The 23,651-nt window shown below is 53.2% G+C and carries 25 protein-coding genes and 1 pseudogene; 2 read left to right on the top strand and 24 right to left on the bottom strand.

What is annotated here, in order from left to right; genetic code table 11:
- The first annotated feature begins 58 nt into the window (after nucleotides 1-58).
- On the top strand, nucleotides 59-1,423 hold the full coding sequence (locus tag A6U95_RS22310) for an MATE family efflux transporter (protein ID WP_065686077.1): 1,365 nt from the start codon (nucleotides 59-61) through the stop codon (nucleotides 1,421-1,423).
- Nucleotides 1,424-1,495: 72 nt separating this feature from the next.
- Complete coding sequence (locus tag A6U95_RS22305) at nucleotides 1,496-2,182, top strand: MarC family NAAT transporter (RefSeq protein WP_065686076.1); 687 nt, start codon at nucleotides 1,496-1,498, stop codon at nucleotides 2,180-2,182.
- Nucleotides 2,183-2,219: 37 nt separating this feature from the next.
- Here A6U95_RS22305 and A6U95_RS22300 read toward each other — a convergent pair whose 3' ends face one another.
- From A6U95_RS22300 to A6U95_RS22195, 24 genes and pseudogenes are all read right to left on the bottom strand, one after another.
- Nucleotides 2,220-3,503, bottom strand: coding sequence for an HAAAP family serine/threonine permease (locus tag A6U95_RS22300; protein ID WP_065686075.1), 1,284 nt, complete (start codon nucleotides 3,501-3,503; stop codon nucleotides 2,220-2,222).
- A 230-nt stretch (nucleotides 3,504-3,733) separates the two neighbouring features.
- The gene (locus A6U95_RS22295; protein ID WP_065686074.1) at nucleotides 3,734-4,618 is read right to left on the bottom strand and encodes a PHP domain-containing protein; all 885 of its coding nucleotides are present in this window, start codon (nucleotides 4,616-4,618) and stop codon (nucleotides 3,734-3,736) included.
- 848 nt (nucleotides 4,619-5,466) lie between these two features.
- Nucleotides 5,467-5,685, bottom strand: a complete 219-nt coding sequence (locus tag A6U95_RS30125) for a DNA-binding transcriptional regulator (protein WP_071683683.1) — start codon at nucleotides 5,683-5,685, stop codon at nucleotides 5,467-5,469.
- A 74-nt stretch (nucleotides 5,686-5,759) separates the two neighbouring features.
- On the bottom strand, nucleotides 5,760-6,938 hold the full coding sequence (locus A6U95_RS22290) for a phage late control D family protein (RefSeq protein ID WP_065686073.1): 1,179 nt from the start codon (nucleotides 6,936-6,938) through the stop codon (nucleotides 5,760-5,762).
- Entirely contained in the window at nucleotides 6,935-7,420 is a 486-nt protein-coding gene (locus A6U95_RS22285; protein WP_065686072.1) for a phage tail protein, read from the bottom strand. Before A6U95_RS22285 ends, A6U95_RS22290 begins: the two co-directional genes overlap by 4 nt.
- 15 nt (nucleotides 7,421-7,435) lie before the next feature.
- Entirely contained in the window at nucleotides 7,436-9,883 is a 2,448-nt protein-coding gene (locus tag A6U95_RS22280; protein WP_065686071.1) for a phage tail tape measure protein, read from the bottom strand.
- Nucleotides 9,876-10,013 carry a GpE family phage tail protein gene (locus A6U95_RS22275; protein ID WP_065686070.1) on the bottom strand — a complete coding sequence of 46 codons (138 nt, stop codon included), beginning with the start codon at nucleotides 10,011-10,013 and terminating at the stop codon, nucleotides 9,876-9,878. The genes A6U95_RS22280 and A6U95_RS22275 overlap by 8 nt, the downstream gene beginning before the upstream one ends.
- A gap of 14 nt (nucleotides 10,014-10,027) precedes the next feature.
- Nucleotides 10,028-10,324, bottom strand: coding sequence for a phage tail assembly protein (locus tag A6U95_RS22270; protein ID WP_065686069.1), 297 nt, complete (start codon nucleotides 10,322-10,324; stop codon nucleotides 10,028-10,030).
- A 63-nt stretch (nucleotides 10,325-10,387) separates the two neighbouring features.
- A complete protein-coding gene (locus A6U95_RS22265; protein WP_065686068.1) occupies nucleotides 10,388-10,909 on the bottom strand; it encodes a phage major tail tube protein in 522 nt (173 codons plus the stop codon).
- A gap of 14 nt (nucleotides 10,910-10,923) precedes the next feature.
- Nucleotides 10,924-12,093 (bottom strand): phage tail sheath protein, encoded by a 1,170-nt coding sequence (locus tag A6U95_RS22260; RefSeq protein WP_065686067.1) that lies wholly within the window; start codon nucleotides 12,091-12,093, stop codon nucleotides 10,924-10,926.
- A 280-nt stretch (nucleotides 12,094-12,373) separates the two neighbouring features.
- Nucleotides 12,374-12,799, bottom strand: coding sequence for a tail fiber assembly protein (locus tag A6U95_RS22255; RefSeq protein WP_065686066.1), 426 nt, complete (start codon nucleotides 12,797-12,799; stop codon nucleotides 12,374-12,376).
- Between the two features lie 2 nt (nucleotides 12,800-12,801).
- The gene (locus tag A6U95_RS22250) at nucleotides 12,802-15,048 is read right to left on the bottom strand and encodes a phage tail protein (protein ID WP_065686065.1); all 2,247 of its coding nucleotides are present in this window, start codon (nucleotides 15,046-15,048) and stop codon (nucleotides 12,802-12,804) included.
- A 13-nt stretch (nucleotides 15,049-15,061) separates the two neighbouring features.
- Entirely contained in the window at nucleotides 15,062-15,589 is a 528-nt protein-coding gene (locus tag A6U95_RS22245) for a phage tail protein I (RefSeq protein WP_065686064.1), read from the bottom strand.
- The gene (locus A6U95_RS22240; protein ID WP_065686063.1) at nucleotides 15,582-16,490 is read right to left on the bottom strand and encodes a baseplate assembly protein; all 909 of its coding nucleotides are present in this window, start codon (nucleotides 16,488-16,490) and stop codon (nucleotides 15,582-15,584) included. Before A6U95_RS22240 ends, A6U95_RS22245 begins: the two co-directional genes overlap by 8 nt.
- A gap of 5 nt (nucleotides 16,491-16,495) precedes the next feature.
- On the bottom strand, nucleotides 16,496-16,843 hold the full coding sequence (locus tag A6U95_RS22235) for a GPW/gp25 family protein (RefSeq protein ID WP_065686062.1): 348 nt from the start codon (nucleotides 16,841-16,843) through the stop codon (nucleotides 16,496-16,498).
- Nucleotides 16,840-17,481: a phage baseplate assembly protein V gene (locus tag A6U95_RS22230; protein WP_065686061.1), complete on the bottom strand. Its 642-nt coding sequence runs from the start codon at nucleotides 17,479-17,481 to the stop codon at nucleotides 16,840-16,842. Before A6U95_RS22230 ends, A6U95_RS22235 begins: the two co-directional genes overlap by 4 nt.
- A 70-nt stretch (nucleotides 17,482-17,551) precedes the next feature.
- Entirely contained in the window at nucleotides 17,552-19,036 is a 1,485-nt protein-coding gene (locus tag A6U95_RS22225; RefSeq protein ID WP_065686060.1) for a caspase family protein, read from the bottom strand.
- 56 nt (nucleotides 19,037-19,092) lie between these two features.
- Nucleotides 19,093-19,545, bottom strand: a complete 453-nt coding sequence (locus tag A6U95_RS22220; protein ID WP_065686059.1) for a phage virion morphogenesis protein — start codon at nucleotides 19,543-19,545, stop codon at nucleotides 19,093-19,095.
- The gene (locus A6U95_RS22215; protein WP_065686058.1) at nucleotides 19,538-20,005 is read right to left on the bottom strand and encodes a phage tail protein; all 468 of its coding nucleotides are present in this window, start codon (nucleotides 20,003-20,005) and stop codon (nucleotides 19,538-19,540) included. The genes A6U95_RS22220 and A6U95_RS22215 overlap by 8 nt, the downstream gene beginning before the upstream one ends.
- On the bottom strand, nucleotides 19,968-20,258 hold the full coding sequence (gene lysC, locus A6U95_RS31620) for an Rz1-like lysis system protein LysC (RefSeq protein ID WP_241810711.1): 291 nt from the start codon (nucleotides 20,256-20,258) through the stop codon (nucleotides 19,968-19,970). The genes A6U95_RS22215 and lysC overlap by 38 nt, the downstream gene beginning before the upstream one ends.
- Nucleotides 20,179-20,526 (bottom strand): annotated as a pseudogene (gene lysB, locus A6U95_RS22210) (Rz-like lysis system protein LysB); the annotation flags it as partial. The gene lysC and the pseudogene lysB, both read right to left, overlap by 80 nt.
- Nucleotides 20,523-21,032 (bottom strand): lysozyme, encoded by a 510-nt coding sequence (locus A6U95_RS22205; RefSeq protein WP_065686056.1) that lies wholly within the window; start codon nucleotides 21,030-21,032, stop codon nucleotides 20,523-20,525. The pseudogene lysB and the gene A6U95_RS22205, both read right to left, overlap by 4 nt.
- The gene (locus tag A6U95_RS22200; RefSeq protein ID WP_021178175.1) at nucleotides 21,016-21,225 is read right to left on the bottom strand and encodes an HP1 family phage holin; all 210 of its coding nucleotides are present in this window, start codon (nucleotides 21,223-21,225) and stop codon (nucleotides 21,016-21,018) included. Before A6U95_RS22200 ends, A6U95_RS22205 begins: the two co-directional genes overlap by 17 nt.
- Before the next feature lie 166 nt (nucleotides 21,226-21,391).
- Nucleotides 21,392-23,647 carry a right-handed parallel beta-helix repeat-containing protein gene (locus A6U95_RS22195; RefSeq protein WP_065686055.1) on the bottom strand — a complete coding sequence of 752 codons (2,256 nt, stop codon included), beginning with the start codon at nucleotides 23,645-23,647 and terminating at the stop codon, nucleotides 21,392-21,394.
- Nucleotides 23,648-23,651: the final 4 nt, after the last annotated feature.

Genomic DNA, 23,651 nt, shown 5'->3' with positions numbered 1-23,651 from the left:
GAGTCTCAGTATCGCTGGAGCTCTTTACACGCCTTTAAAGCGCAGGAAAAACGATTAAATGCAAACTCGTCCGCAGCACAAGCAGCAGCCGCTTTGGCGCATCTATCTGATCTTTTTGGTGCCCATGGTGCTGTCCAATTTCCTGCAAGGATTTTCAGGCACGCTGAACGGTATCTATATCGGCCAGATGCTTGGCACCCATGCGCTGGCCGCCATCTCTGGTATGTTCCCGGTGGTGTTCTTCTTTATCTCACTGGTGATTGGCGTTGGTGCCGGTGCCTCGGTGCTGATTGGGCAGGCATGGGGCGCGAATGAACCAGAAAAAGTCAAAACCATCGCCGGTACAGCCTTGATGTTGGGCGTGACACTTGGCTTATTGGCGGCGGTATTTGGCAGCCTGTTTGCCCGCCAGGCGCTACAAGCGCTAGGCACGCCAGCGGACGTGCTGGAAGAGGCGGTCTCTTACGCCCGCATTATGATGCTGATTATGCCGTTGCTGCTGGTATTCGTGTTGTTCACCCAGTTGCTGCGCGGCGTCAGTGATACGGTCTCTCCACTCTTGGCCCTGCTGCTGTCAACCATCGTCGGCTTGCTGCTCACCCCGGCCCTGATCCGTGGCTGGCTGGGCTTTGCCCCCATGGGCATACAGAGCGCAGCTCTGGCGGGTATGGTCGGTAACGCACTGGCGATGATTTATCTGACATTACGCCTGCGCCGCAAAAAACACGTGCTGGCCCCCGATCGCGCCATGCTGGCCGCGCTCAAGCTGGATACGGTAGTGCTACGCAAAGTTTTGCGTATTGGCCTGCCCACCGGTTTGCAAATGGTGGTAATTTCAATCTCTGAATTGATCATCCTGACGCTGGTCAACCGCCACGGTTCGGATGCCACGGCAGCCTACGGCGCAGTGACACAGATCGTTAACTATGTGCAATTCCCTGCCCTGTCGATTGCCATCACTGCCTCTATTTTGGGCGCTCAAGCCATCGGTGCTGGCAAAACCGAACGCATTGCTCCCATCTTGCGTACCGGGTTGTATATCAACCTCTGGCTGACCGGTTCGTTAATTATTCTGGTCTACCTGCTGTCACATTGGCTGCTGGGTTTGTTCCTGACCAGCCCGGTAGTCTTGGCAGAAGCGGAGCATTTATTGCATATCATGCTGTGGAGCATGCTGGTATTTGGTTTCCAGGCGATTGTCGGCGGCATCATGCGCGCCAGCGGCGTGGTGTTGGTACCGGTGACGATCTCCATTCTCTGCATCGTGGCCGTCCAGTTGCCAGCAGCCTATCTGCTCAGCAATCACTTCGGATTAGAGGGGGTATGGATGGCATTCCCTATCGCCTATTTGACAATGCTGGCATTGCAGACAACGTTTTATAGGTTGGTATGGCGACACAGAAAAATTGAGCGTCTGGTCTGACGCTGATAGTCACAATATTTTTTGGGCGTAGTGACTGCGCCCCCATTTCATTCTCTTGCTGGGGTTTGTTTTATGTCGAGTATTCTGCAGTTGTTTCAGGCCATAGGGCTGGGGCTAGCCCTACTGTTACCACTGGCCAACCCGCTCACTACCGTGGCGTTGCTGCTTGGTCTGTCGGGAAATATGACCAACGAAGAGCGCAACCATCAGTCCCTGATGGCTTCGGTCTACGTGTTCTGCATCATGACGGTGGCGTTCTATGCCGGTCAGCTAGTGATGAGCACCTTTGGGATCTCCATCCCCGGGCTGCGGATCGCCGGGGGTTTGATTGTCGCCTTTATCGGTTTTCGCATGTTGTTCCCACAGCAAAGTGCCGATGAAGCACCAGAGGTAGAATCCAAAAGCAGAGAACTGCACAAGAAAACCTCGGCCAATATCGCCTTTGTCCCACTGGCCATGCCGAGTACCGCCGGGCCAGGGACTATCGCCATGATCATCAGCACCGCATCCAGCGTCCACGAAAATACGCTGGGCTTTGCCCACTGGGTGCTGCTGGCCGCACCAGTGGCCATTTTCCTGTCGATAGCGATCATTCTGTGGGTCTGTTTACGCAGTTCCACTGCGATCATGAAACTGGTTGGCGAAAGCGGTATCGAGGCCATTTCCCGCCTGATGGGCTTCCTGCTGGTGTGTATGGGCGTACAGTTTATTATCAACGGCGTGTTGGAGCTGGTCTCTACCTACGTACCAGTGACCTGACCCAACCGGCCCCGCAGTCGCGGGGCCAATTTGCTCTCTATGCCAAACCGTATACCAAAGCGGAAAGCGCAATTAGCCCCATCACCAGCACAAAACCATTACTCAAAGCACGATAACGGCGCATAGCCGGAACCGCTCGCACCGCATACATCGGCAGAATAAACAGGATCACCGCAATTAGCGGACCACTGATGGTTTCAATGATATGCAAGGCGCTCGGATTCCAGACGGTGGCCGCCCAGGTGAGCAAGAACAGCACCACGCCGGAGATACGATGGGTCGTGACGGCAGTCAGCGGCTTGCCAACGGCGCGGGTTAGCCCATCGATCAGGCTGGTTGCCCCTTCGGTTACCCCTAATGAAGTGCCAAGATAGGACTTCGCCATCGCCAACATCGCCATCACCGGCCCAAGATAGGCTATCAGCGGATTGGAAAACTTGTTGGCCAGAGTGGTCAACACCGTGATGTTCTGCGCTTTCGCCTGCTCCATCTCCTGGTGCGAAAGGCTCAGCACGCAGCTGAACACGAAGAACAACACGGTGACGCAAATCAGCAGGTAGCTGTAACGCATAATTCGCGCACAACGGCGCTCGGCCTTGTCACCGTATAAGCTTTTCTGGGTGGAAGCGAACGACGAAATGATCGGCGCGTGGCTAAAGGAAAATACCATGACCGGGACCGCCAACCACAGCGAATGCCACAGGTCGGGGCTGTCAAATTGGGTGTTGGCCAAACCACTGACAAAGTTCTCGGTCTGCCAGGTGGGTACCAGATACAGCGAAATCCCCATCAGAAACACCAGCAATGGGAAAACCAGAACACCCATTGCGGCCACGATCGTATCCTTTCCACGCAACAGCACCAGATTGAGCACCACCACCACCGCCAAACTCAACCAGATGCGGGGGACCGGGGCGAAGTGAAATTGGTGCGTCAGGAAGCTGTCCAACGCGTTGGTGATGGAAATACTGTAGACCAGCACGATGGGGAAAAACGCCATCAGGTACAGCACCATAATGATCTTGCCGGCTAACACGCCGAAATGCTCGACCACCACGTCCTGAATGTTGCCATCACGGCTGGAGCCGGAAAGGACAAAGCGGGTTAGCGCCAGATGGGGTAAATAGGTCAGAGGGAAAGCGAACAGTGCCATCAATAGCAGCACCAGCGGGCCATTCAGACCGGCATTGATCGGCAGAAACAGGGTGCCGGCACCCACGGCCGTGGCGTAAAGCCCGAACATCCAGACGGTGTCGGTCTTGTTCCATTTGGCAGCTTGGGCAATGGCCACCCTGCCATGTTCTGGAGAAATCGTACTCATGAGACAGCTTACCTTAATCTACAGCGCCAACGATTGCGCCCGACGGAAACTCCCTTCTCCGTAGAATGTTTATATAAAACAGGATATTAATGGCGAGAGAAATTCACCTACCTGATAAAAGGACGGCAAAGGATAAAGAAAATCTCAGGAATGGTCTATATTTCGGCGGTTAACTGCGCGCTTCGTGAGCAGCCGATGCCGCTCACAAACGCTATGGAATGAAACAATGCCTAGGCGCTGGCGGCGGCGACAAACCGGCGTATTTCGTCAATATGCTGCGGGCCGTAGGCACATTGCCCTACTTCTATTTTTGGCTTGTTACGCCCATGGAAGTCGCTGCCGCAGGTAACAAACGCCGAGCGACCCACGGTAAACTCATACAGTTTGCTGGCCAATTCGGGTGAATGATAGCTTGAGAACACCTCGACCCCCATCACACCAATCTTCAGCATTTCATCGATGACTTGGGTATGGTCCTGTTTAACGTTGGCACCGATATGCGCCAGGATCGGTATTCCCCCATTATGGCGGATCACTTCCACCATGCGGCTCATGGCGGGATAGGTGACCGGCATATAGCACACCTTCCCTGGGCCAAAGAAGTCCCAATAGAAGTTGATTAACGGCATATCGGCCCTTTCCCCTCCTGGGCGATAAGGCATCAGCAACGGATGCCCATCATTACGTGGATCTTCGAGTATCACCTCGCCCATCTGCTCTTCCTGCGGGATAGCGCCACCGCATACCTGCTCCAGGCGTTGCTCATCCAGATGGAATTTCAACCCGCGCAGCTTGGCAAACTTTTGCGGCGTCAGTTCCCGTTGAATGGCACTGAAATTGTTATAGATTTCGACAAAGTCATTGCTGGGGGTAAACCCATAGCCCAACAGGTGGAAGTTGCGCCCAGCGAAGGTGCAGTCGATCTCGATACCGGACAGGACATTGAGGCTGGACGATGCCAGCGCCTTGGCCTCCGGCACCGAATTGGCATTATTATGGTCGGTCACCGCCAACGTACTGATGCCGTTGGCCAGGCAGCGTGCAATCACCGTCTCAACCGGGAAATCTGCATCATCGCTGTAGTTGGAATGCATATGCAGGTCGATTTTTTCCATGGCAATGTCCTTTGGCGAATGCTCAAACCAAAACCATACTAAAGCCACCCCTGAATGCATACAGCGGATTTGACACTTTTTATCGTTAGGATCACAAAAGCGTGGGTCTGCTCACGGGTTTTAGATCGACATTTTGACGAGATCGATAACAGTGCAGACTGTTAACAGGCATTGACGGTGCCAAATAGCTGCGGCTACATGGTCATCCATCTAAAATGCCCCGCTTCTCCGGGGCATTTCACCTCATAAAATCTGCTTTTTTTGCCAAAGATGGCAAACCGCAACGCATCATGTTCGAAAAAGCAGCGTATCGATTAACCTCGCACACTTCCTTTTGAACTTGATGCGCTTTCTGTAGGTATATTTTCGACCAAGACTAATACAGATTCGCTTACGTCTTTCAACCTCAAAAGCGATGGAAACGTACACCACCATCAATAAAACTATTACCATCACGTCCATAGCCTCCCTTTGGTTTCAACGCTCCCTTGCGAGTAACATTAATAACATTAATGAAATTTTTATTCACCAATAAATGAAATCACAACAATTCAATTAATAACAGTGGTATAGCACAAATATGAAGTGCAATATCTCGTAGAGGGATAACAACCTCAGACCAAATAGTTTAAAACCCCAGGAATATGCCGCTAAAGGTGATTAAAAATCTCACACCGTGAAATGATTAACAACGCTAACTTATTTAAGGATAATTAAGATAATTAAAGGGCCTCGAACGAGGCCCCGGAATATGCAGTTATCATTATGAAATAAAAGGATTTATTTCATAGCGTGTCCACGCATTGACCACACTTCGAAAAAAGCCCCGGATTTCCGGGGCGATTCGCTTACATCAACATACTTTGCTGACCGTAGTGGTTAGGGTGTGGCAGCACCGGGTTCACCCTGCCGGGCGACATGATTGACCGCTCAACAGTCTCCATGGTGACAAACGTATGTCCGCAATTGACGTTCTGACACTGATGATAACGCTCCTTAGTATTCTCGCTCAGGTAACGACTAGAACGAGCATGTGCAGCAGTACCGCATAAGTTGCAATGGAACATATTTATCACCTTTGCCGGTCAGTTTCGATAAAGACATTTTAGTATATTTTCTTTATAAAACAACACATTAATAATTAATCATCACTTTGTTTTTCCTCTTCGTACTCAACATCAGAAAGCCTCACCTCAAGCTCTAACGCCGTCGTGTAGCCGCCATCACCCAGTGAGTGGGTTACCTTAGTGATAATCCACGCCTGCTCGTCTATGACGCGCTTAAAGCCTTTTACCGCCACCGGCGTTTCTGGATATAAATTCGCACGTCCCATGGCGAGATTGAGCGAGAACTCAGCCACGCCACGTTGCAGTTTGTCCCATTTGGCTTTTGCCGCCCGCATGGCCTGGGTCTTAGTCGCGTAAATGGTGGTCAATGCAAACACGTTGTCAGCTTCACCGGCCATATACTCGCCTTCGCGCTCCTCCTTTGGTTTTGTCGGTGCCATCTTGCTCGCCGTTGGCTTGGTGGCTTTAGGGTGTTGCAATGCGCGCAAGTGCTTCACCTTGGGCTTGCGCTTGAGTTTGACTTTCTTCTTTTGCGGTGCTTTCGGGTCTTTGGTGTGTAGCCATTTGGCCGTGACGCCGGTATAGGCTCCCCGGTCAGCAATAGCAAACTGATGTTGGTCACCGTCGCGGCGCTCAATGGTCACCTGCGGGATGGGTTTGCCGCTGGCAGTCACCCCGCTGCCGCCGTTGAGAAACAGCAATTTACCCGCCTTGACCGACACCTCCGCCCCGTTGCGCGTGGCAAGACGGGTCAGGAATTTGGCGTCAGACTCCTGAGACTGGTCAATGTGCGGGATGGCAATACCGGCCAGCCCCTCGGCAACACTGGCCGTCAGCTTATTGCGGGCGGCAATCTTCTCCAGCACAGCACCGAGGGTGGTGTCGTGATAAGACTCCTCCCGGCGGGAATTGAGCGTGCCACGAAAGTCCGCGCTACGGGCGCGCATGGTCAGCGTGTCGGGCGCGCCTCGGTGTTCCACCTCGTCCACGGTGAAAGTGCCCTTGTTGACCAACGGCTGCCCCTGCCAGCCCAACAACAGCGAGAGCACCGCACCACGCACCGGCATCATGACCTGTCCGTCAGCATCATCCAGTTCGATATCCAACTGGTCAGCCTCAAAGCCGCGGTTATCAACCAGCGAAAGTAACAGCAGGCGCGGGCTGATGTTCTGCGTGATGTCTTTGCCCTGCATCGTGAGCATAAAAGCCGGGGCGACTTTTGCCCCCGCATCCAGTGTTAAACCGGGCATCATGACAACAGCCCTCCCATTGCTGCACCCGCCTTATCTGCCAGCCCCTGAGCTTGGCCGAGCAAACCCTCAGCCTGTGCCCGCAAATCCCCATAAAGCGCCAACAGAGACTCATCCACGCGGGTCAGCGTGAGCGAAAACTCAATGCGCCGGGCGCTGCCGTCGGAAAAGAACTCGGTGCGGGTCTCGCTGACACTGTTGACCACAAACATTCCGTAGATCGTGCCGGTGCCCTCCAGCATCGGCCACGCTCGCCCCTCGGCGGCCATCGCATCAAGGAGCTGTAGCGAGACTTTGCCGCCGGTGATCTCCGGCATCAGTACCCCGGATAACGTGATTTTCTCCTCACCGACGCCGAGAAACTGCAACGCCGGACGCAAACCAATCCGGCTATTGGATGGCCAGCGATAATCGACATTGCGTTGCATGGTCTGATAGGGCAGCGTTTGAAGCCGAAACACAAACAACCCCAGGATTAACATCATGGTGACTTCCCCTCTTTAGTCGCTGGCCAATGTTGAACGCTGCGCCGCGCGGGCCTTGCGCTCGCGCTCCTCGACCACTTGCAACAACATCCGCTTGGTTTGCGCTTCGGTCATGCCGCCTGGGTGGCCACTTGCCACGTGGAAGTTATTGACGCTGTTGTCCGTGTAGGATTTCCCACCCCCGGCGCTGACCGGCACATACGTCCCCGGCATCGCGCCGCCCACAGGGTAGTAACCACCTCTACCGGCCCCGGCGGCGTAGTCGTTGGCTTTCTGCGCTTTCTTGTCAATATCGCTGGACTCGCTATTAATAACGCCGAGCTTCTCCAGCACCCACTTAATCCCCTCTCTAAGCTTGTTGAACGCCTTAAGCGGCAGCATCAGCGCATCGGCCAACTTACGACCAAACTCAACACCGGCATTCTTGCAGCTATCAAGGCTCTCCTGGCTGGACTTCACCGGCTTGAGCAAGTCAGTGAACCATTGCCACGCCTGCTTGAGCCAGCCGCCGAGAGCATCAAACATCGGCTTAAGCGGAGTAAACAGCGCAGCAATCGGGGCGAACGCCTCAGAAATGCCGATAATCACCCCACTGAAAAAGGCGCTGATGGGTTCCCAGTATTTACGGATAAGCAGCGCACCGGCGACAAACGCAGCCCCTATGGCCACAATCGGCCACGTCAGCGCCCCCAACACAGCCATGATGGCCCCACCGGCGGCGCTGAGGATTGTGCCCATCAGCCCCGCCGCTGCAACGATACCGTTAATCCCGGCAATCACTGGCCACGCGACCAACCCAATCCCACCCAGCACACCAATGACACCCAGGATGGCCGTGGTGACCATAAAGATTTTTTTTGTCAGCTCCGGGTTTGCCTTTGTCCATTTGCCAACAGTGGTTAGCCACTCAGTCGCCGAGCGTGTCAGTTGCCTCAGTGCCGAGTCCTGCTTTTCAAACACCTCAATCTGTACATCTTCCCAGGCCGACTGAAGGTTTTTTAAATCCCCGTCAAGGTTGTCGGTCTGGACTTTCGCCACCCTGTCCGTCGTCCCTTTCGACTCCTGGATTGCTGCGCGCTTCTCCGCTAACTTCCCGTTACCGGCGGCAGCCACGAGCTTAACGGCACCTTTCATGGCCTCCTCACCAAAGATAACTTTCAGGTATTCCGCTTGCTGCGCTGTACCAAGTTTGTTTTTCTTGAATGAGGCGTGAATGGATTTAAGGATTTTTTCAACGGGCAGCATGTTGCCTTTGCCGTCCCGCGTTTTGACACCCAACTCACCCAGGGCCGTCGGGGATTGCCCACGTGGAGCCTGTAAGCGACTAAAGATGGCGCTAGTGCCCGTCCCCGCCATGGAGGCTTTGATGCCGTTGTCCGCCAAAATACCCAGCATGGCGGTGGTATCTTCAATGCTAGCCCCGGCGGCCTCGGCAATTGGCGCGGCGTACTTCATTGCCTCACCCAGCTCGACGAGGTTGGTGTTTGACGACGTGAACCCCTTGGTCATCACATCAGCAACGCGTTCAATATCCGACATCGGCAGGTTAAAGGCCGATTGCATGTTGGTGATGATGTCAGCCGCCTGCGCGATATCCACATCGGCGGCCAGACTGAGATTTACCGTTGAACCGGTAGCCGCCAGCACCGCGTCGGCGTTATACCCCGACTTGGCCAGCGTCGTCTGTGTGCGCGCAACATCCATCGGCGAGAATGCTGTCGACCCACCAATGTCACGCGCCTGCTGCCGGATTTTGACGAGCTTCTCGTCACTTTTATCCACGCCAAGAATGGATTGCGTGGCCGACATCTGCTTATCAAAACCCACGCCGGGCGCAATAAATCGGCCTGCCGCATACAGGCCCGTCGTCGCAATCCCTACCCCGGCAGCACCCATCCCGGCCACATTGCCCGCCAGTTGCTTACCGGCCTGATAACGCCGCTGGACATTGCTTAATCGCGCCTGTTGCTGACTGACGCGGACAAGTGCCTCACGCTGCCGATTGAGCTGGTTGGTGGTGTCGCTGATGGAAGCCCTAAGCCTGCGCTCGTCATTGGCCAGCGTGCGAGTATTAATCCCTGCTTGCGTCAACTCCTGGCGCTGGCGATGCACTGACTGGCGCAGTCCGTTATGCTTGAGCTGCAACTCGGAGGCCGATCGCTTGGCTGCCTCCAACGCTTTTACTTGTGCATTGGTGGGGCTGACCGTACTTCTCATTGCAACCGCCAGCGCCTCGGCATTCTGCTTGGCTTTTTGCAGTGCTCGGCCCGTGACCGCAAGCTGCGCACTCGACTCGCGAAAAACCTCAACGCGCCGCGCTTGGGCATTCAGTTTTTTGAGGTCTTGCTGCGTCGTGCGGATGTTCGCAGACAGCGACCTGCTCGCTGTCTGGATATGCCTGAATGGGCGGCTGGCTTGGTCAACGGCTTTGAGTAGCACCTGCAATCTCACGTTGTTACTCATTCGCGTGTCCGCTTCGTTGGAGCGTTTTATCGCGCCAGTTGATAACCTCCATCAGGCTCATCGGGTAAAGCTCTGACGGCGGCCAGTGGAAAATCACCGCGATATCCGCTATCAGGTCATCAACCGACATCCCGGTGGGAAACGTTAGCGTTCCGCATTCGGCGACAAAAAACCAACGACCTGACCCGCCAGCGCCACAAGGTCAGCCCACTCCAACAAAGCGACCTCGCTTTCGGTCAGTGACGGGTAAGTCATGCGCGGCAAGACTTTGATAAGCGCATCGACATCCGACCCCGCCACCGCCGCCAGACTCACACCACGCAGGGTGCCCGCGTTAGGCTTAATCAGTGTTACCGACTCAATCAGGGTATCGCCACGCTTGACTGGCGTATCCAGGGTGACCACGTTCGGGTTTTGTGTTGCTTTATCTGCTTTGCTCATGGGGTTCTCTCACTTATTTAACAGGGGGAAAAGGTGCGGCCAGCCACGCTGACCGTCGGTGCATTACGACAGGCCGATATTGCGGCGATGGCGTTCCAACATATCGACACCGTTCACGCGCTCAATCATGTTGATGGTGTCGATTTCGATGCGCTCTTTGCCGTCAATCGTCAGCTTGTAATAGGTGCATTGGGTGGTGATTTTGGTCTCGGTATCCTCACCCTGTTTCTGCTCGCCAAAATCCATTTCTTTATGGCGACCACGCAGCACAATCTCGACGGCCACCACGTCGCCGGTGTCGTCACGCTGGTAAGAGCCGCAAAAGCGCAGCGGCACGGTGGCCGCACTGGCGGCAGCGTACTGCCCCCACAGGGCGTCATCAGGCAAACCGCCGATGGCCCATTCCACATTTAGCGCCTCATCGTCCAGGCCAAAATCCACCGGGGCGCTGCCGTTCATGCCGCCGCCGCGATAGTTCTCCAGCTTGCGGGTCAGTTTCGGCAAGGTCACCGAGCTGACAATACCCATGTAGCTCAGGCCGTCGTTAAACAGGTTGAGGTATTTCAGTTTGCGCGGGAGTGCCATTATTAAACGTCCTCTTAGCTGTTGACGGCGGCGGCCAGATTGGCCAGATACTTATCGGTGATACGCTGGCGCAGGGTTAAATCTTCCAGCGGCGGCACTGGCGTATAGTCATAATCAATAAACAGTTTCCCGCCTTTCAGCGACTCCTTATCGTTGGCGCTTTCGTCATACCAGCAATCCGCATCAATGATGTAACCATTGCTTTTCAGCTCGCGGAATTTGGCCTTGATGCCGTCAATGATGTCGCGAATAAGCGTGGCCGTGACCGGTTTATCCACCGCCCACATATGCGCTTCGGCCATGGTGTCAGCCAACACTTGCGCGGTGCGGGTGTAGTTTTCAAACAGGAAAAGCGGATCATCAGAACAAGTGCGGTTACCCCAGAAACGGAAACCATCTTTACGGATAAGGGTGGTGACCCCTGCCTTGTTGAGCAAGTCGGCATCGGTGCCGGGTGCCTGCAAATCCCAGAACACCGAGGCGCTGATACCGGTCACACCATTAACGCCGACGTTGGACAGGGTTTTGTGCCAGCCTTGCTCCTGGTCGATTTTGGCGCGCAAGCCAAGGGCGCGCGCGGTGGCGTAGGCTGTATTGCTGGCGTTCGCCGTGGTATCCCAGGCAAGGAAATCAGGCCAAATCAGCATCAGTTCGCGCTGGCCAAAGTTGTCGCGGTATTTGAGGGCATCAGAGATAGTTTTGCAGCCCCAGGCACTGATGTAGCCAAAGGCGCGCAAGGACTGGCAGACCGTGGCCAGTGCGGCGGCCACCTCTTTTGTATCCAACCCCGGCACGCCAAGGATGCGCGGCTTAACGCCGGTGACCGCCTGCGCCGTCAATAGCGCCTTGATGCCGGTATATTGGCCGGTAGCATTTGCGCCGCCGACAATATTGGTCGTGGTCTCGGCAGCGTCTTTACCTTCGGCCACACGCACCACCACCGTGACCGGCTTGCACTGGTCAGCGATGGCCTGCAACGCAGCAGCCAGCGTGCCTTTTTTACCGGCCTTGCCTACCGCCGCCTGCACATCGGTAATCAATACCGGGACATTGAGCGGGAACATGGCCGCATCAGCATCGCTAGCAGTACAGACCATGCCAACAATGGCGGTTGAAACAGTTGAAATCACGCGGGTGCCGTCGTTGACTTCAATGACTCGCACGCCGTGATGGTAGTCACTCATTGAGTTTACTCCGTGGTTGTTTGGTGTGGACAGCTTGCCGCCACGCGGGGTCGCGCGCACGTCAACAGCGTTGGAAGGCCCACCAAACAACGGCGCGCAGGGATTGGGAGGGGGATTACTTCATGACGATCGTTTTCGCCGATCAATATGACTGCATTGATCTATCTAATCGATTAGACAGGTTTTGGGCTAACGGGTTAGGGTTGACCTCGACGCGGCAACATCAGGGAAATACCGCGCTACAGAGAACAGCCCGCAAAATTTGCGGGCTGTTTTTCTATCAGGCATCCGGGATGGTTGGCCAGTCAATATCTGACGCGCTTTCAGTATCCACTCTGTTAATCAGCACCCGGTAACGCTTCCAGGCCAGTAAAAGCGCTTTTTCCTCTGCCGTCGCTACCCCTAAATCATCCGCATCCTGAAGAGGGGCGATCGCCTTACCCGCCATCTCCAACCGCGCGGCCTTTTCCCAGGACGCAATCTCTACTTGCTGCAAGGGTGTTAACTGGGGGGCATCAATCCAACAAGGTCGCCCCTGCGCATCCGCCCCACGGACTTTCCCCCTTTGCCCCTGTACGCGGTAGGTGTTCCATTCTTCATCGGTGATCGGCGTGACATCATCTGGCCACGTTCCGTTTGCCTGAAAATCATCCTTTTCCTCAATCACATAAAACGTATTCGTCGTTGCGCTGTATCCGTAACTCATCCTTACACCCCCACCGACTGCCAGAACACCACCTGCTCTTGACCATCCATCATTGCGTTAAACCCGTTGTTGTCCATATCGCGCGCCTGAATATTGACCCGACTATCACCGAACCAAGTTCCGGTGGAGCTGATAAGCGTCAGTTGCACACAGAAGCACTGCCGCGCATAGCCACGGGGGAACCCAACCCAGTTAGCATAATCAACACGATTAACCACACCGCCCTGGATAATGAACCCCGTCAATTCGTCCTTGTACCACCACGCATTGCGATCACCGGCCACATGGGTGCGATTGTTAAATGAGTTCCAGTCAACTCGACTATTGACCTGCTCAATCACCGCATCCCATAACCATTTATTACCCCAGCGGCTACCCAAAATATTGCCGTCAGCAGAGTGTGTTGCTTGTCCAACCTTAAGGTTGCCGCTAACACTGGCGTTATGGCCTAAAACCACATCACCATTTTTTACGTTGACTGCCAACGGGCGCAGTCCGTTGTATGCCCCGTACTGGTTTTTGGCATTAGTCATCAGCAAATACAGACTGTTGCCATCATTACGCCAGTACGTCCCATAATCGCCACCAATTAATCGGTAGTTATCTGAGGACGTGGATTGGATTTCCGCGCTGGTTTTCACTACCCCCGTTAACTGGCCGCCACTCTTCATCAAATAGCGGGAGTCCGACTCGGTCTTATTCCAGGCGTTAATGTCCGCCGCCACTAAATTCACATCAGCCGATAAGGGCTTGCCGTTCACCTTGATGGAGCGCAGTGCATATTTTTGTAACGCCTGGGCATCAGTCAACGCCCCTACATCTGCGGCAGTGGGTTTATTTTTAGTGTGATAAATTGTGGCATTGGCAGCCTGATTTGCTTCAGTGCCCCAACACAGATTATTTTTGTCATTAATGCCAAGTCGATACAGCGGCGCACCGCCACCGAGCTGAAAGCCAATGGATAAATTGGCGGTGGCAGTGCTACGCTTCAACACAAAGGGCGTATGCTCTACACCATCAATCAGCATCGCGATGTTTTCCGTGCCGGTGGAGCCGGTTTTGACTGTCAGCTTTTTTACCGTCCCTCCCGATAGCATCAGGTAACGGCCATCCGCCTCGCTTTTGTTCCAGGCATTGACATCCCCAGCCAGCAGATTGACATCGGCACTCAACGGCTTGCCATTCACCTTGATGGAACGCAGCGCATACTTGCCATCACTTTGCGCCGCTGTATAACCATTTCCAGTATGCAGTAACTCACTCCAGCCTAGAAAATCCCTATTGGATTCTTTGGTGCGAAAGGCCATGCGACCATCGCGCCACCCCACTTGCAATGTATAAGGATCTCCCGTAGTGGACGCACGCCAAGCATGATTGATGATGCCAGCAGTGCCGGTGAAGGGTGGTGCGTCTGGATCATCACTGTTTGTCCAGGTAAAACCGGTGAAAGCATTCGCCCCGGCCAAGTCGGTAAGCCGGTGTCTTAGGTTGGACTGCCCCAGGCCCAAGCCAAACGCCTTGTTGGCGGTTAACACCTGCCCGGCCGCCTCGCCAGTCTCACAAAGAGCGGCAGACTTTAGCCCCAGGCTGGCGCGTGCTTTGGCTTTATCCGGCAAATCAGCCAGATTTTGCGTCAGCTTCACCGCCGCATCACTCACCGCTTTGACCGCTTTGGGCGTGGCCGCCAGAGCTTCGCTGGCGCTGTTGGTGACGCTGCTCAGTTGCACAAACCCCTTGGCCGCCGTGGTAGCGTCGGGATGGTTGCGGGACCTGGCATGATCATCAATCGCCGCCGCCACAAAGTCGCGTGTGGCCGTCACCATATCGCCGCTGACAATCAGCGTGATGGCCTCGGTGTGGCTGACAATCAGCACCATTCGCAGGGTCTGCGTGCGCCCGCTGCCCTCCTCCAGCTTTGGCTTGTAGGACTCAGCCATATTACTGACCGCAATCAACACGCCATCCGCGTCATACAGGCCCATTTCTCGCAGCCAGAAGCCGCCCACGCTGGCCGGAATAATTAACTCGGCAATAAGCCGGTCTGGCGCGGCCTTATCAACGGTCAGCGAGTTAAGTGCTGCGCGGTAGCGCTCATTAATCAGCTTGGCTTGTGCCGGGCTAGGCGTGGGTAACTTGCCGTTACCGTCCCCGACAGCCAACCGGTCAATCTTCAACGGCTTGCCGCCTGCGCTGGCGGCTGCAATCTTTGCCGCCCCGGCGGTGGTCAGAATAGCTTTGTATTTGCTCATGATTTCTCGCTTGTTATCCGGGGTAAACGGTAATCGTGTCGCCATCGTAAATGCCGACGCCGGTGTAAATAGGACCGTTAACGTCCTGCACGATATTGAGGCCAATAAGGTGGCGACTGACCGGCTTGGCATCAGCAATCATCCGCTCCATCTCCAGATACATTTCCTCGGTGATACCGGTTTCCAGCACGCCGATATCCAGCCGAAAGGTGCCGGGCGGGTCATTGGTTTGCCACCACTCGTAGACTTTGATGAGATAGCCGAGCGGCTCCACGACCCGGCGAACGGCACCCATGGTGCCCTTGTGGCGGTGCAGGTAAAACGCCGAGGTCACCACGTTACGCTTGGCGGTCTCCGACCAACTCTCATCCCATCGGTCAACCGAGAACGCCCAGGCCAGATAAGGCAGCAGATTGAGCGGACAGGTTGCCGGGTTCCACAGGTCACGCAACGGCACCGGCACGCGCGCCAGTTCGGCGCAGGCCCTTTCGGCGGCCACCTCCAGCGGCGAGGAGCCAACCGGTAACAGGCGGTTACTCATCAGAACCCCCGACAGTGATGCGGTGCTGCTCGCAAAACGACGCCTGGGTATTATTCAGCACGATATCGGCCAGCGGCTTTTTCAACTCCACCCGCTGCACCCCCTCCGCGTGCAGTGCGGCATAGATGGCTGACAGGCGAATGTCACGCCCTAGCCGGTGCTGTGCGGTGATGTAGCGTTTGAGCTTGGCCTCGGCTGCGGCCTGTATGGGGGCCGCCTCCGGGCCTGGGTAGAGATAAAGCACCGCCTCAATGGCATACTTGACGATGGTCGCGGATTGCACGGTCACGCGGTCACCCACCGGGCGCACGTTCTCGTCATTCAAGGCGTGAGTGACCACGGCCAGCAAGTCAGCACTGGCCGTGCCGTTACCCTCCCGCGACAACACCGAAATAGTCACGCAGGCCGGACTCGGGCTGATTGCTTTCACGTCAGCTACCCGACCATCGGCAGCGCGGCCATGGTACTCATAGGCACCGGATGGCCCGGCAACGCTAATGCCTTCAAATGCCTGCGGGATGCGCACCCGATACTCGCTATCGGATTCCATGACCGCCGGTGTCGGGGGTAGCGTGGTGTCATCAGCAGGCGTAATTACCAATCGAGGGGTATCAACATTCGCGCCGAGTTGGTCGAGGTCGCTGCCGGTAGCAAAGGCCACCATCACCGCACGTGCCGCCTCATTCACCCGCTGGCGCAGCATCAGCTCGCGATAGGCGTTTTCCTGCAACAGCTTGACAATAGGGTCGGACTCCAACGCCAGGGTGCGCGCGATAGCCTCCTGCTGGTCTACCGGATACAAAGAAATCAGCGTTGCTTTGCGCTCGGCTAGCAGGCTTTCATAATCCAACGCCTCCACCACATCCGGGGCGGGGAGCTGGCTTAAATCGATGGTTGGCATAGTTATCAGCTCAAGGGGACGGTTAAGGAAAATGTGCCGCTGGCGTCGCGGCGCTCGCCGGTGATATCAACGACCATTTGGCCATTGAAATAGCTCTCGAACGTGATGGCCGTCAGGCTGATGCGCGGCTCCCATTTCAGGATTGCCACGTAGCAGGCGGCCATCACTTGCAGCTTGACCGCTGCGTTTTGCGGCTGGTCAATCAGGGCTGATAGCAAAGAGCCGTACTCACGGCGCATCACGCGCGATCCAATCGGTGTGATGAGAATGTCACGCACGCTTTGGCGAATGTGGTCAAGGTCGGTTAACTCGATGCCGGTGTCGCGGCTCATGCCGCTGTAGCGCGCCGTCATTTTGTGCCCTCCGTCCAGCCACCGCCGCTCTGCACGCCACCGTGGCCGTGGTTATCTATCTGCACGTTATTAGATTTGAAGGTGCCGCCGGAATGGCTGATATTCCCTTTCATCTCGCCGCCTTTCTGCACTTCCAGCGTGCCGGTGGTCAGCTTGTGGGTGCAGACCACCTCCGGCGTGGCCAGGGTGATTTTCTCGCTGGCGTTGATCGTCACCACCGGCACCGTAACGGTGACCGACTCGGAGGCGGTCACGTTCGCCGTTTTGATGCCGGTGACAGTGAGCGCGCCGGTTTCCGGCTCGTACTCAATCACAGCGCCATCAGGAAAACTGACGTGGAACGCATCGGCAGAGACCGACGGCGGCGGATTGTCATCGGAATAAATACCCGGCAGCACAAAAGCGGTATCCAGCTCACCACCGAGAGCCAACACAAGCACCTGCTCGCCAATGGACGGTGCCCACCATGTGCGCGAGCGCCCGGCGCGGCAGGTAAGCCAGTTCAACCAGTCGGTAGTATTGCCACCGGTTTGGATGCGGCAACGTGCCTCATCGATATCGACATCAACAACGACGCCGATGCGGATGAGGTTGCGCACTGCGCGAGCCAGTTCTGAGAGGGTTTCGAGTGTTTTCATAGGGAAAGGATGCCGCCAGAAAGATCCAGCGGCAATTAATATGGCAGGTATGGAAGCTCAGACAACAAGACTAACTATTTTCAGTACTCTCGTGACTTTGAGAGTTCAAAGGGCTGAAAGTATCCATTAATGGAGTAATAATGGAGTCTTCAAAAGATGTTACCAGTTCTGAGATATGTTCAGCGAGTTCTTCAGTCTTACATAATTCAATGTTTTTCGTGACCCACTTGCTACTTTCTGCCACTAGACTTTCCGCATCCCAATCTGACGACTTATAGTGCGCAACCGTCGAGAAAATAACCACCTTTGTTCTGGATAGCAATGGTAATATATACATCACCATACTATTCAGGTTTGGGTATTTAGACTTTGCAAACACCTCCATCACATTATAATCAACGTCAGTTGTAGCTTCTATACTAACGGGGACGCTAACCGTTTCATTTACAAGTCTATAATTATCCTCATCAGAATAGCCCATGGCCTGTATAGTGAGTGCTGAAAAAGAGTTGACTTTCCTTACTTTTCTAGTCACATTCTCCCTTCCCAAAATGACCTTAACAAACAATTCATCATTGTTTTTATTCACCCACCCAGCGATCATTTTTGGATTAGGCATCATATTATAATTAGAGTGTTTCATTACCTGCAAATCGAATAAGTCTTTTAACTCCCCACTCAAGGTGAATTTACTTAAAATCAAATTAGATATTTCATTATATACAACCATGGCTCTTTCCTTCGTGAAATACCTCCTAGCGTCTTGCTCAATAAGTTCCTTTAGTGATAACTTCTTGGACCCGAAGGCCATCTCAACCTCAGGTGAATAATTTAATAAAAGCTGTTCTATTTCCTTTTTAAAATCAGGCCTTATATTTAAAAAAACCTCAGTAAAGGGTGCTTGATTTATAAAAATAGGGGTTTGCCCATCATTACCATCAAACTTATCAGAAACGTAATCTATAATATCTTTATATCTAATTTTATCACTACTTACATTCAGTACAGCCTCACCAATCGCCCTAGTAAAATAACTGAGATTGTTGTCAGCGTAAGATGATTGCGTTCCTCCAGAGGAATGCATGAAGTAACATCTATCGAACCCCTGCTTAGAACTATCTATGTACTTTTCCAATGCTAGTGGATCTTTAATATAGGGCACACCAGAATTACAAGCATCTACTATCTTTATGGTAAGCGATGGTGACAATGATTTAATCATCACGTCAAGCTCTGAATTTTCAAGTGACGTCGCTTTCATTCTCTTTGCTTCAAAGTCTGACATTACATAATGAAACTCAGAGCCATTAAAATATCCATGCCCACTAAAATAAAAGAACAACTCATCAATTTCATTACCTATATTATCTTTAATGAATTCAGTCAACTTTCTTTTAACTTCTTGTGTATTTGTCTGGTCATCGATAAATAAAATTGAGTCATATAATCCGCCAGCCGTTAAAATCGCCCTCATCAGGAATACATCTTTTTTACTTGCTATAAGGTTATCCTGAGTTTTATAATCGCTTACACCTATCAATATCGCAATTTTCATAAGAGTTCCCACTCTATTATTAGACTCATACATAGTGTAGTAGGCCCAGAAAAACTTCAACACAAGCTTGCAATGTTATCCGCAATTATTTCTAAGATTTGATCTCGAGCATCAATTTGGAAGCCAAGCAGTTCACGTTTTTCATACCTCATTTTTTTACTATATTTAGTTGGTTTATCTATCAATCCCTCCTGATGCACCCGCGCAATGCGTTGCACCCGACCAACAAACTCAACTAACGCCTCGTTACTGCTGCTAGAGACTTTCATGTAGCGATTGGTACGCAGCTTGGCGAACATAGCCCGCTTAACCCGGCCCTTTTTACCACGCACCGGCTGGCGGCGACTGGCATACGGGGTGCCGTTGGGTGCCTGCTGGCGCTTGATGCGCTGCTGCTGACTGGCGCGGAGCTGCTTGGCAATCTCGGCTGCCATCTTGCGGCGGCTGGCCGGTGACAGACTGGCAATCAGTGCCGCCAGCTTGTCATCAAAGGGTTTAAGCTCACTCATCCCATTCGCTCACTAGCTCGCCGTGGATGTAGAGTTGCATAGGGCGCACCACCGGCACCGGCGGTGGTGGCTCTGGGGCGTGCGACACATGCAACGCCCGGTCAACCTCTTTGACAATCGTGCGCTCAGTCAGGCGCAGGCTGATACTCACGTCAACACTGTCGTTATTGTTGATGTCGGCGATGTAGGTAAAGCCCTGTTTTTTGCCCTCGTCAGTGGTCATGATGTCGGGTTGGTTTTCCCGTAACCATGCCCCCACTGGCACCAACAGCAAATCAAGGTCACGGGTGAAATCCGTTACCACCACGTTGAGCGTGTAGCGGTTTTCGAACGACAACGAGGCCGCCAATGTGGCCCCAATCGACCCGCTGTCGATAAAGATGCGCAGCATTTCGGGGTTGGCTTTCAGCACCGGCACTGCGTCATTCAGCGCTTTGCGCAGGCTTTTCGGCTTGAGCATCTAATTCCTCCTGGCAGTGTTTCACGGTCTCGACCTGCTGCGCGCAGCTCACCAAGGCGCGCTCAAGCTGGCGGACATCCTCACTTAACGCCCCGTTGGTGGTCGGTTGGCTTTCCGGTATCGGGCAACTGCTGACCCTCGGACATCCAGCGTAGATAATCGTCGGGGGTGGCAAATCTGGGGCGGCGGTGCAGCCTGATAACATCATCAGGCAGAGGAGAAACATACCAGCGGCGCAGAGCTTCATTCTCATTGAGGAGCCTCGTGATGGTTTGATTGCGGCGGTTAGCCAATGCCTCGGCGGTGTCACGCTGCTCACGCAACAGCACCTGCGCCCGCTCGTTGCTGCGAGTGCGGGCCTCCAGTTCTGTCAGCGCTTTCTGCGAGACTTGCAGCGCTTTTTTTTGCTTTCCGATGGTTTGGGTTGCGTCGGACAGTGAGCGGGTCAGTTCGCGGTTTTCCCGCCCTATCCACCACACCGCCACGACGGCCAGCACCAGCAACGTAATCAACGTTTTCATTGCGCCCCCGTCATGCACAGCGTGCGCTCACTGGCGCGCCGGTTGGCCAGCCCGGCAGACTTCACGCCATTGACATACACCCAACGCGGGAGCTGATTGCACGCCTGCGGCCATTGCTGCTGATTGATGAAATGCGCCAGCGTGGACTTGCACGCCGCCCCGGTGCCGACGTTAAAAGCAAAGCTGACCACCGCGTCGTAAACCGGCTGCGGCATGACCACCTGCATACATTGCGCAAGCCTGCGCTCAACCTGCATAACATCCGCCACCAGATTGACAGCAGCGTCGCGCTCGCTGATGACTTGCCCCGGCTTAACCCCGGCGGTGTGGCCAATGCCGCTAGTCCATACCCCGGCACTGCACTGGTATGGACTCAGGCGGCACCCTTCCAGGTTGGCAATCAGCTCCAGCCCACCTAGCGAGGTGCGCAGTTGCGAAAAGTCAGGCAACAGTACAGCCAACAGCAGCACCGCCGCCACGCTGCAACGCTTAACGATTGAGGACATCGATAACCTCCTTTTGAACACCGGCCCGCTTGAGCAACAGATAGCTTTTCCGGCGGTAATACCAGTTGATGGCAAAGGTGCCCACCCCCACCGTAGCACCGACAATCAGCGCAATATCCTGCGCAGAATACTTGCCCACCCAGGCCAACATCACGGCCACCGCATAGGCAAAGAACGAGGTAATTTTCTCCATGCTTAATCCCATAGCTGAACGGTTTCGGTTGCCGGGGCAGTCTCCATCACTGGCAGCGTGACGGCGGTTGTAGCGCGGCGTTTTTTTTTGCACTAATAGCTGCTAAATTTTGCACTATAGAATCACGGTTTTCTGGTAGTGCAAAATAAATCGCCTAAGCGTAAATTTAAATTACAGTCACCTTTAAATTTGTCGACGAATCATACAATAGCTTATACGAAACTCCCCCTTTGACTTCAAACTGAGTAACTCCATTAACTGTCCCCTGTCCTTGTAGAATCTTCACATAGGCCACTCCGGTTGTGATTGCTAGAGTGAAAGAAACCTGAGTATTTTTCTCTGTTGGCGCGGGGAAGAGCATGTCGGCAGGTGCTGTAAAACCAATTTCAATATGATCGTAAGTGTTTGGCATCCTCCAACCGCCAGCACCCTTGTTCATAACGTACATCTTCCGTCCTACGATGCGTCCATAAACGCTACTTAGACGTAAGTTCCCGTCGTTTTCTGGGAAGTTACCGGGATGACCGTCAAGAACATCAAATGTTGAAGAATTTTCGTCGGTAGTAATTCCTCTTGCGGAGCAAACCCCTCTAAAGTTGAACGCTTTTTGGTTGTACAATGCCGGATCATCATTATAAATTCTGATGTTTGAATATGACGACGCACCACCATTTATGCCGTATTTTTGTGATGTTGCTCCTTTACCATTGTTGTAGATAACCATGTTGCTTAGCGTCTGCAATCCATTCTCTTGCAATGTAATACCGTGCCCGCCATTTAGTCCAATTGTGCCCGATATATTCAGCCCTTTACTACCAGACAAATCTGTAAACCCATCATCACCATTATGTTCATACGTGTCACTAAACCAAGCATCGTGTTGCTTTTCTGGGAAACCAGCAGCAGTCAGTGAGCCGTTATTAAACGTAACCCCGCGACTTCCATTATTTGAGTATTTATTTCCATTCGAACGAAGGCTATGTGTCGCCCCTTCATACCTAGCACCATCTAAAACGTTATACTGGAAGTTGTTATCGTACACTCTTAAATTGTCAATAGCTGTATGCGCCATCAGGCCATGCATACGCGCATTGAATGAGTTACCATTGTAAATAGACACATTTCTTAAGAGGTTATTTAACCCGCCAGCCCCTGCAACACCTTCACAATGTATATTATGCCCAACTGTTGCCACTCGCCCGTTAGCATTTTGTGTAGAGCCAGAATACTGAACATCAAAGTCACGGACGCGAATAGTGTTACCTGTAATTAGAACAATACCAGACTGCCAGCAGTGGCGAATATCATTCGCAATAATAGTAATGTCATATGGAATTCCTTCATCTAGTGAAGAAATACCATCTTGCAAATAATGCCTCACGACAATGCCATGTCCAGGATAGTGATATATACCAGAGCCAACAATAGTCAAATGCTTGCATCCTGCTCCAACTCTGATTGCCCCATCATCAATATAATTAAAAGGCATAGTTGTGCCTTGCATATTACCAAATATTTTTGGAAGCACGATTGTTCCGCTGGAATTGGTAATGATAACGGCAGTTATTCGAGCAACTCCCTCAGGAAGGGATATGGTTGATTTGCTAAAATCTGAGTAACCGTGGTAGCCATCTAGCCGCAATGTATAATTATAGGTCATCCAGCTATCAAATCCGGCGGATGGCCGGTTGAAATTTTTAAGTGCGAAATCGCCTGTAACGGGCGCGATGTTTTCCTTCGAATCAAACATTAATTGAAGTGCGCGAGTATCGGCATCTTCATCACCACCGATAGCCCCAAAATCTCCTGGTAGATAGTCTGATTTTAACGCCTTCCAGCGAGCTCCTCCGCTAGTGACAATAATACTACCTCCATTATCCTCACTTTCCGTATCCATTGCGTCATAAGAATAATAGCCACCACCATGAAACCATCCCGACATATACTCTGCTACATCAATTAATTGCATTTCCTGGGTTGGTTCAGTCTGTCTCAATGTTGCAATGTCAGGGCAACGGCCTATATTTTTCAAACCATCGATTGCTGCTACCTGGGTACGCAACGTCAGATTGGCGATATCTTTCCACGCATGGTCACCGATGCCACCCGTAGTTTCCGGTGTGGAACCAGGTGGGACGACTTTATCAAACTGACCGTTCCACACATAAAACGTACTATCAGAATTGCGTAATGCCTGGTTTGCATTCGTTAATGTAAAACCCTCAGCAAACGAGCCAACAAATTGAACATCCTCACCAGATAAGGTCGTAACAAAATTCAGTCCGCCTTTTAATGCATCTGTACGCTGTGCCAATTGTATTGGTGCGGCGTTAATGACACCATTAGGCCCACCTTGTACTCTGTCAGTCGTTTTAATTTGATAGATTGAATCAACCCAACCAGGAGGATTTTTATTGCTCATCTTT

The sequence above is a fragment of the Serratia sp. 14-2641 genome (genome assembly GCF_001692375.1).
GTDB lineage: Bacteria > Pseudomonadota > Gammaproteobacteria > Enterobacterales > Enterobacteriaceae > Chania > Chania fonticola_C.
The sequence above is the reverse complement of the archived record's forward strand: the minus strand, read 5'-3'. Positions and strand labels throughout refer to the sequence as shown.

What these genes read in the sequence shown, in the direction of transcription:
- A6U95_RS22225 (WP_065686060.1), bottom strand. Translation starts at nt 19,036, where the DNA reads ATGAAAATTGCGATATTGATAGGTGTAAGCGATTATAAAACTCAGGAT.
- A6U95_RS22215 (WP_065686058.1), bottom strand. Translation starts at nt 20,005, where the DNA reads ATGCTCAAGCCGAAAAGCCTGCGCAAAGCGCTGAATGACGCAGTGCCG.
- A6U95_RS22205 (WP_065686056.1), bottom strand. Translation starts at nt 21,032, where the DNA reads ATGTCCTCAATCGTTAAGCGTTGCAGCGTGGCGGCGGTGCTGCTGTTG.
- A6U95_RS22285 (WP_065686072.1), bottom strand. Translation starts at nt 7,420, where the DNA reads ATGATGTTAATCCTGGGGTTGTTTGTGTTTCGGCTTCAAACGCTGCCC.
- A6U95_RS22275 (WP_065686070.1), bottom strand. Translation starts at nt 10,013, where the DNA reads ATGTCGGTTGATGACCTGATAGCGGATATCGCGGTGATTTTCCACTGG.
- lysC (WP_241810711.1), bottom strand. Translation starts at nt 20,258, where the DNA reads ATGAGAATGAAGCTCTGCGCCGCTGGTATGTTTCTCCTCTGCCTGATG.
- A6U95_RS22245 (WP_065686064.1), bottom strand. Translation starts at nt 15,589, where the DNA reads ATGAGTAACCGCCTGTTACCGGTTGGCTCCTCGCCGCTGGAGGTGGCC.
- A6U95_RS22305 (WP_065686076.1), top strand. Translation starts at nt 1,496, where the DNA reads ATGTCGAGTATTCTGCAGTTGTTTCAGGCCATAGGGCTGGGGCTAGCC.
- A6U95_RS22300 (WP_065686075.1), bottom strand. Translation starts at nt 3,503, where the DNA reads ATGAGTACGATTTCTCCAGAACATGGCAGGGTGGCCATTGCCCAAGCT.
- A6U95_RS22220 (WP_065686059.1), bottom strand. Translation starts at nt 19,545, where the DNA reads ATGAGTGAGCTTAAACCCTTTGATGACAAGCTGGCGGCACTGATTGCC.
- A6U95_RS22295 (WP_065686074.1), bottom strand. Translation starts at nt 4,618, where the DNA reads ATGGAAAAAATCGACCTGCATATGCATTCCAACTACAGCGATGATGCA.
- A6U95_RS22255 (WP_065686066.1), bottom strand. Translation starts at nt 12,799, where the DNA reads ATGAGTTACGGATACAGCGCAACGACGAATACGTTTTATGTGATTGAG.
- A6U95_RS22265 (WP_065686068.1), bottom strand. Translation starts at nt 10,909, where the DNA reads ATGGCACTCCCGCGCAAACTGAAATACCTCAACCTGTTTAACGACGGC.
- A6U95_RS22310 (WP_065686077.1), top strand. Translation starts at nt 59, where the DNA reads ATGCAAACTCGTCCGCAGCACAAGCAGCAGCCGCTTTGGCGCATCTAT.
- A6U95_RS22280 (WP_065686071.1), bottom strand. Translation starts at nt 9,883, where the DNA reads ATGAGTAACAACGTGAGATTGCAGGTGCTACTCAAAGCCGTTGACCAA.
- A6U95_RS22260 (WP_065686067.1), bottom strand. Translation starts at nt 12,093, where the DNA reads ATGAGTGACTACCATCACGGCGTGCGAGTCATTGAAGTCAACGACGGC.
- A6U95_RS22200 (WP_021178175.1), bottom strand. Translation starts at nt 21,225, where the DNA reads ATGGAGAAAATTACCTCGTTCTTTGCCTATGCGGTGGCCGTGATGTTG.
- A6U95_RS30125 (WP_071683683.1), bottom strand. Translation starts at nt 5,685, where the DNA reads ATGTTCCATTGCAACTTATGCGGTACTGCTGCACATGCTCGTTCTAGT.
- A6U95_RS22270 (WP_065686069.1), bottom strand. Translation starts at nt 10,324, where the DNA reads ATGAGCAAAGCAGATAAAGCAACACAAAACCCGAACGTGGTCACCCTG.
- A6U95_RS22195 (WP_065686055.1), bottom strand. Translation starts at nt 23,647, where the DNA reads ATGAGCAATAAAAATCCTCCTGGTTGGGTTGATTCAATCTATCAAATT.
- A6U95_RS22250 (WP_065686065.1), bottom strand. Translation starts at nt 15,048, where the DNA reads ATGAGCAAATACAAAGCTATTCTGACCACCGCCGGGGCGGCAAAGATT.
- A6U95_RS22290 (WP_065686073.1), bottom strand. Translation starts at nt 6,938, where the DNA reads ATGATGCCCGGTTTAACACTGGATGCGGGGGCAAAAGTCGCCCCGGCT.
- A6U95_RS22240 (WP_065686063.1), bottom strand. Translation starts at nt 16,490, where the DNA reads ATGCCAACCATCGATTTAAGCCAGCTCCCCGCCCCGGATGTGGTGGAG.
- A6U95_RS22235 (WP_065686062.1), bottom strand. Translation starts at nt 16,843, where the DNA reads ATGACGGCGCGCTACAGCGGCATGAGCCGCGACACCGGCATCGAGTTA.
- A6U95_RS22230 (WP_065686061.1), bottom strand. Translation starts at nt 17,481, where the DNA reads ATGAAAACACTCGAAACCCTCTCAGAACTGGCTCGCGCAGTGCGCAAC.